Raw genomic sequence first — 6889 nt, forward strand, 5'->3', positions numbered from 1 at the left:
GAAGTCCGGATGGACTCGCAGTACGCCATGAAGGCGGTCACGACCTGGCTGCCCGGCTGGAAGCGCAACGGCTGGAAGACCTCCGCCGGCAAGCCGGTCGCCAACCAGGACCTGGTCGTCCGCATCGACGAACTCCTCGACGGCCGCACGGTCGACTTCCGCTACGTCCCCGCCCACCAGGTGGACGGCGACCCGCTCAACGACTTCGCCGACCGCGCGGCCAGCCAGGCGGCCACGGTCCAGGAAGCCGCGGGCAGCGCCCTCGGCTCCCCGGTGCCGCCGCCGTCGCCGACGTCCGCCGCCTCCGCCGCGGCCCCGCGCCGCAAGGCGGCCCCGCGCAAGAAGACGGCCGGCTCCGCCGCCGGCGCCCGCACGATCAAGGCGAAGTTCCCCGGCCGCTGCCTGTGCGGGCGTTCGTACGCGGCCGGCGAGCCGATCACCAAGAACGCGAAGGGCTGGGGCCACCCGGAGTGCCGTACCGCGGAGGCCTGATCAGGGCTCCCGGTCAGGCCGCGGCGGTGTCGAACGTGTAGAACCTCGTGTGGTCGAGCAGATCGGCCGGCCGCACGTCGTTCCACGGCTTCATCGTCTCGTTCAGGTCCACCACGTCCGGTGTGCCGCCGCCCGGTACGTACGAAGCCTGCGGGTGCCGGCGCTGCCACTCGGCCCACAGCTTGTCGATGAAGGCGTGGTGCAGCCAGAACACCGGGTCGTTGGGGGAGACACCGGTGGCCATCTGGCCGCCGACCCAGACATGGACCCGGTTGTGCAGATTGACCCCGCGCCACCCCTCCAGATGGTTCCGGAAGCCGTCCGAGGCGCTGTTCCAGGGCGCCATGTCGTAGGTCGCGATGGCCAGCACCGAGTCGACCTCGGCCCGGGTCGGCAGTTCGCGCACTCCCGTCCCGAGCGACCTGCGCAGATAAGTACGGCCGTCCACACGGACGTTGACCGGCCAGTTCCCGCTCGCCGCGGCGAACGGCCCGTCCGTCACCCGCCCGTCGGAGCTGCGCCCGGTGCCGCCCAGGAAGTCGGGCGCCCACAGCGAGGCGCGGACGGTCCGGTCGGTGCTCCAGTCCCAGTAGGGGAGCGCCACCGAGGGGTCCACCGACTGGAGGGCCTGTTCGAAGTCGAGCAGGAATCTGCGGTGCCAGGGCAGGAACGACGGCGAACGGTGGCCCGTGCGCTCGGCGTCGTCGGTGTCGGACATGATGAAGGCGTTGTGCGTGCGCACGAAGTCGTCGTAACGCCCGCTGCGCTTCAGCTCGATGACGGCGGCGACGAACCGCCGCTTCTCGTCGGCGGTCAGGGCGGCCTGGTTCTTGCGTACGGTCATGTGGCTCGGGGCTCCGGGATTCCTTGCGGGTGCGGTCAGTTGGCGGGGAACGGCAGCAGCGCGGCGCCCTGCAGCTCGTCGACCGCCGCGCGGGCGGCGGCGCGCGGGCCGGCGACCGGGTCGTAGTGGCTGACCACGCTGATCCAGCTGCCGTCGGCGTTCCGCATCACGTGCAGCTCCACCCCGTCCACGAACACCGCGTATCCGCCGCCGTGTCCGTGGTGGTGACCGCCCATGCCGCCCATGCCGTCGTCCATGGCGTTCGGACGGCCTTGTATGCGGCGGCCCTTGTAGATCTCGTCGAAGGGTTCGAGGGATCCCCCGTGCGAGTGGGATGCGGCCGAGGCGCCGGGTGCGAGGAGTGTCTGGACACCGGCGGCGGTGGCCAGTACGGCCCCCGCGGTAAGTGCGCGACGGCGGGTGAGTGAGGGCATACGGATGCCTCCTGTGGTGGGTGCGGGTGAGGACTCCGTATGCCTATCCGCCGGTTTCCCGGTGGGGGAAATCGCCCGGATCGGGTTGGCTGCGATCAGGACAATTGACTACATGTCATACAAGATTTAACAAAGATGATCTTGTTGGGGTAAGGGCTTGCGTGGTTCCGGAACGGGAAATTCCTTGCTCGGGCCGGGGCTGTTTCCGTCGATCCTTGGCGCCGGTCCGCCGTCCGGGTGGCGTGGCTCACGGCGTCAATCTGGCGCGATTCGCGAACCTGGCCGGACGCGGGCGCGCTGCTACCCTGCGGTGCCAATTGACCACGTTCGGTGAATCCCAGGGGTGTGTGCGTGAAGGTCGACTGTGTCGGAGGCGGGCCCGCCGGCCTGTATCTCGCGATCCTGCTCAAGCGGCAAAACCCGGCCCACGACATCACCGTCCACGAACGGAACCCCGAGGGCTCGACCTACGGCTGGGGCGTCACGTACTGGCGCGCCCTGCTCGACCGGCTGCACGCGCACGACCCCGAGTCGGCGCGCGCGATCGAGGAGAGCTCGGTGCGCTGGAACCAGGGCGTCGCCCACGTCGGCGACCGGATCGCCCGGCAGCCCGGCGACCCGGGCCACGGCATCGGCCGCCACCGGATGCTGGAGATCCTCGCCGACCGCGCCCGTTCGCTCGGGGTACGGCTGGACTTCGAGTCGGAGATCACGCCCGAACGCCTCCCCGCCGCCGACCTGGTCGTCGCCGCCGACGGCATCCACAGCGCCCTGCGCACCCGGCATGCCGACCACTTCGGCACGCAGGCCACCGAGGGCCGCAACCACTACGTCTGGCTCGGTACCACCCAGGTCTTCGACTCCTTCACCTTCGCCTTCGCCGAGACCGCCCACGGCTGGGTCTGGTGCTACGGCTACCCGTACGACGCCGAGCACAGCACCTGCGTCATCGAGTGCGCCCCCGAGACCCTGACCGGCCTGGGTCTGGACGCGAGGGACGAGGCCGGTCAACTGGCCCTGCTGGAGCAGCTGTTCGCCGGCGTCCTGGACGGCCGTCCGCTGATCGGAGGCTCCTCCGCCGCCTGGCCGGCCTTCCGCACCCTCACCAACCGCAGCTGGTACCACGGCAACCTGGTGCTGCTCGGCGACGCCGCCCACACCACCCACTACTCCATCGGCGCCGGTACCACCCTCGCTCTGGAGGACGCGATGTGCCTCGCCGCCGCCCTGCGCGACCACGGCGCCGTCCCGCAGGCCCTCGCCGCCTACGAGCGGCAGCGCCGGTCCGAACTGCTCTCCGCCCAGAGCGCCGCCCGGCTGAGTGCCCAGTGGTACGAGAACCTGCCCCGCTACATCGGCCTGCCCCCGCACCGCATGTTCGCCCTGCTCGGCCAGCGCCATTCGCCGTTGCTGCCCTATGTGCCCCCGCAGCTCTACTACGGCCTCGACAAGGCGGCCGGACGGCTGGAGGTGCTGCGCCGGTTCAAGCGGTGGCTCGGACCACGGGCCGCACGCGCCCTGCACGTGCGGTCCTAGCAGCCGTACTGCTCGGGACGCGCGTTGGGTGAAAAGCCATTCACCCGATAAGGTGAATTCAGATTCACCTGATTCTTCGCGTCGCCCGCAGGAGTGCCGATGGACCAGCCCGTCCCCACAGCCGGCCCGTCGGAGTCGTCCGCCGCACCGCCCCCGTTGCGGGAGCGGCTGACGATCCCGGTCCTGGCCTTCGGCGGGATCCTCATGGCCGTCATGCAGACGGTGGTCGTCCCGCTCCTGCCGGACCTGCCCGGGCTCACCCACTCCTCGGCCGGTGCCGTCTCCTGGACGGTCACCGCGACCCTGCTCGCCGGGGCCGTCCTCACCCCGGTGCTCGGCCGGGCCGGCGACATGTACGGCAAGCGGCGGGTCCTCACCGGGGCCCTCGCCCTGATGACCGTGGGCTCGGTGATGTGCGCCCTGTCGTCGGACATCGCCGTGCTCATCGCCGCCCGCGCCCTGCAGGGTGCCGCCGCCTCCGTCGTGCCGCTGTCGATCAGCATCCTGCGTGACGAACTGCCGCCCGAGCGCCGGGGATCGGCGGTGGCGCTGATGAGCTCGACCGTAGGTATCGGCGCCGCGCTGGGCCTGCCGCTGGCCGCGCTGGTGGTGCAGTACTACGACTGGCACACCATGTTCTGGCTCACCAGCCTCCTCGGCGTGCTCGGCGTGGCCGGCGTGTGGTGGGCGGTCCGGGAGTCCCCGGTGCGCGAACCCGGCCGGTTCGACGTGCTCGGCGCGCTCGGGCTGGCCGTCGCCCTGACCTGTCTGCTGCTCGGCGTCTCCCAGGGCGGCCAGTGGGGCTGGGGCAGCCCGCCGGTGCTGGGTCTGTTCGCCGCCGCCGTGCTGGTGCTGGCCCTGTGGTGGTGGCAGCAACTGCGCACCGAGCGGCCGCTGGTCGACCTGCACCTGGTGGCCCGGCCCCGGGTCGGCCTGTCCCATGTCGCCGCCCTGCTCACCGGGTTCGCCTTCTACGCCAACTCCCTGGTCACCGCCCAGCTGGTGCAGGCGCCCAAGGCCACCGGATACGGCCTCGGCCTGTCGATCGTGGCCACCGGACTGTGTCTGCTCCCCGGCGGCGTCACCATGCTGCTGTTCTCCCCGGTCTCCGCGCGGATCTCCGCCGCCCGCGGCCCGCGCGTCACCCTCGCCCTCGGCGCCGCCGTCATCGCCTGCGGTTACGTGCTGCGCATCGCCGACAGCCGCGACCTCTGGATGATCATCCTGGGCGCCACCGTCGTCGCCACCGGCACCACCCTGGCCTATTCGGCGCTGCCCACCCTGATCCTGCGGGCCGTCCCGGCGAGCCAGACCGCCTCCGCCAACGGCGTCAACGTCCTGATGCGCACCATCGGGCAGGCCGCCTCGAGCGCCGCCGTGGCCGCCGTCCTCACCCATCACACCAGCCTCGTCGGCGGCGCCCCGGTCCCCACCCTGCACGGCTACCTGCTGGCCTTCGCGATGGCCTGCGCCGTCGCCCTGGCGGCCAGCGCCGCGGCCCTGTCCATACCCGGCGACAAGGCTCCCGCCGGTGACCAGGCTCCCGGCGACAAGCGCGCCGGCGACGCCGTCCCCGGCGACCGGGCCCAGGACAGCGGCGCGTCCGTCGGCAGCCCGCCCGCCGCAGGTCACGCCGAGGACGCCCGCGGCAGCGCGCCGGCGGGAGCGTGAGCGCCGTGAGCAGTCGGCCCGGCAGCCCGCCCGCGCCCGCCCGCCGGGACGCGGAGGCCACCAAGGCGGCCATCCTCCAGGCCGCCCGCCACCTCCTCGCCCGGCACGCGCACGCCGACATCACCCTCAGGGACGTCGCCGAACGGGCCGGGGTCAGCGCACCGCTGGTCCTCAAGTACTTCGGCAACAAGGAGAGCCTCCTTGCCCGCGTGATGTCCTTCGACACGGACGCGGCCGCCCTCCTCGCCGCACCCCTGGACGAACTCGGCCGGCACATGGTCCGGCACGTCCTGGAGAGCCAGCGCGACCGGGGTGCCGACCCCCTGCTGCGGATCGCCTTCGCCCCCCTGCACGGCGATCAGGGCGACGTGCTGCGCGCCAACTTCCGCGCCCACGTGGTCGACGCCCTCGCCGCCAGGCTGACCGGCCCCGACCCCGGCCTGCGTGCCGAACTGGCCGTAGCCCAGCTCATCGGCCTGGGCGTCATGTACGGCATCGCCCGCGGCCCACGCCTGCGCGAGGCCACGATCACCGACACGGCCGACCGCTACGGCCCGGCCGTCCAGGCCCAGCTGACCCCCTAGCCCCGGGGGCCGCACGACGAGCAACCGGTCCAGGAACCCGTTGCCGAACACCCGGTGCGGGTCCAGGCGGTCCAGCGTCGCCGCCGCCTCGTCCCAGACCTCGTCCCCGTACGCGGCGGCCGCGGCCGGACCGGCACGTGACACCGTTGTCGGTGGCGGATGACAGACTGTTGCCATGGACGAACGCGTAATCGACAGGTCGGGACAGTGGGCATCGGTCGTCGGCCTCGGCACATGGCAGCTCGGCGCCGACTGGGGCGAGGTGGACGACAAGGAGGCGCTGGCCGTCCTGGAGACGGCCGCCGAGTCCGGGGTGACCTTCTTCGACACCGCCGACGTGTACGGTGACGGCCGCAGCGAGCAGACCATCGCGACCTTCCTGCGCACCAGGCAGGACCTGCACGTCCTGGTGGCCACCAAGATGGGCCGCCGGGTCGACCAGATCCCGGAGAACTACGTCCTCGACAACTTCCGCGCGTGGAACGACCGGTCGCGCCGCAACCTCGGCGTCGACCGGCTCGACCTGGTCCAGCTGCACTGCCCGCCCACCCCGGTCTACTCCACCGACGAGGTGTTCGACGCCCTCGACACCCTGGTCGAGGAGGAACGCGTCGCGGCCTACGGTGTCAGCGTCGAGACCTGCGCCGAGGCGCTCACCGCGATCGCCCGCCCGGGTGTGGCCAGTGTGCAGATCATCCTCAACCCGTTCCGTATGAAGCCCCTGCGCGAGGTGCTGCCGGCCGCCCGGGAGGCCGGCGTCGGCATCATCGCGCGGGTGCCGCTCGCCTCCGGTCTGCTGTCCGGCAAGTACACCAAGGACACCGTCTTCGCGGCCGACGACCACCGCACCTACAACCGGCACGGCGAGGCCTTCGACCAGGGCGAGACCTTCTCCGGCGTCGACTACGCGACGGGCGTGGAGGCCGCCGCCGAGTTCGCCGCCCTCGCTCCCGAGGGGTACACCCCGGCCCAGCTCGCCCTGCGCTGGATCATCGAGCAGCCCGGCGTGACCACGGTGATCCCCGGCGCCCGCAACCCGGAGCAGGCCCGCGCCAACGCGGCCGCCGCCAAGCTCCCGCCGCTGCCCGCGGACACGGTCACCGCCATCCGGGAGCTGTACGACCGCCGGATCAAGGACCAGGTGGAGAGCCGCTGGTAGGGCCCGCAGGGCCGGGAGCGGACGCCCCGCGGCTCCCGGCCCGGGCCGTTTGAACGAACGGGCGGAGGGTTACACGCACTCCATGACGGACGAGGAGACGCGGAGAGGGCGCCACGAGACGGCACGCCCTGAACGAGGGGCGCACCGAGGCGCAGGCACAGAGCCTCAC

The 6889-nt window shown here is 72.2% G+C and carries 7 protein-coding genes; 5 read left to right on the top strand and 2 right to left on the bottom strand.

Annotated elements, in window-relative coordinates:
* On the top strand, positions 1-492 hold a 492-nt coding region (locus ABZ646_RS36620; RefSeq protein ID WP_360528973.1), incomplete at its 5' end, for an RNase H family protein.
* Between the two features lie 13 nt (positions 493-505).
* Here the strand turns inward: ABZ646_RS36620 and ABZ646_RS36625 are convergent.
* Entirely contained in the window at positions 506-1336 is an 831-nt protein-coding gene (locus ABZ646_RS36625) for a tyrosinase family protein (protein WP_360528976.1), read from the bottom strand.
* Between the two features lie 35 nt (positions 1337-1371).
* Complete coding sequence (locus ABZ646_RS36630) at positions 1372-1770, bottom strand: tyrosinase cofactor (protein WP_360528979.1); 399 nt, start codon at positions 1768-1770, stop codon at positions 1372-1374.
* Between the two features lie 345 nt (positions 1771-2115).
* Between ABZ646_RS36630 and ABZ646_RS36635 the strand changes: the two genes are divergently transcribed.
* From ABZ646_RS36635 to ABZ646_RS36650, 4 genes are all read left to right on the top strand, one after another.
* A complete protein-coding gene (locus ABZ646_RS36635; RefSeq protein WP_360528991.1) occupies positions 2116-3306 on the top strand; it encodes an FAD-dependent monooxygenase in 1191 nt (396 codons plus the stop codon).
* 99 nt (positions 3307-3405) lie between these two features.
* A complete protein-coding gene (locus tag ABZ646_RS36640) occupies positions 3406-4977 on the top strand; it encodes an MFS transporter (RefSeq protein ID WP_360528982.1) in 1572 nt (523 codons plus the stop codon).
* Positions 4974-5561, top strand: coding sequence for a TetR family transcriptional regulator (locus ABZ646_RS36645; RefSeq protein WP_360528985.1), 588 nt, complete (start codon positions 4974-4976; stop codon positions 5559-5561). Before ABZ646_RS36640 ends, ABZ646_RS36645 begins: the two co-directional genes overlap by 4 nt.
* Positions 5562-5736: 175 nt before the next feature.
* Positions 5737-6720: an aldo/keto reductase gene (locus tag ABZ646_RS36650; protein ID WP_360528988.1), complete on the top strand. Its 984-nt coding sequence runs from the start codon at positions 5737-5739 to the stop codon at positions 6718-6720.
* Positions 6721-6889 lie beyond the last annotated feature (169 nt).

It is taken from the genome of Streptomyces sp. NPDC007162 (assembly GCF_040634175.1).
Classification (GTDB): Bacteria; Actinomycetota; Actinomycetes; order Streptomycetales; family Streptomycetaceae; genus Streptomyces.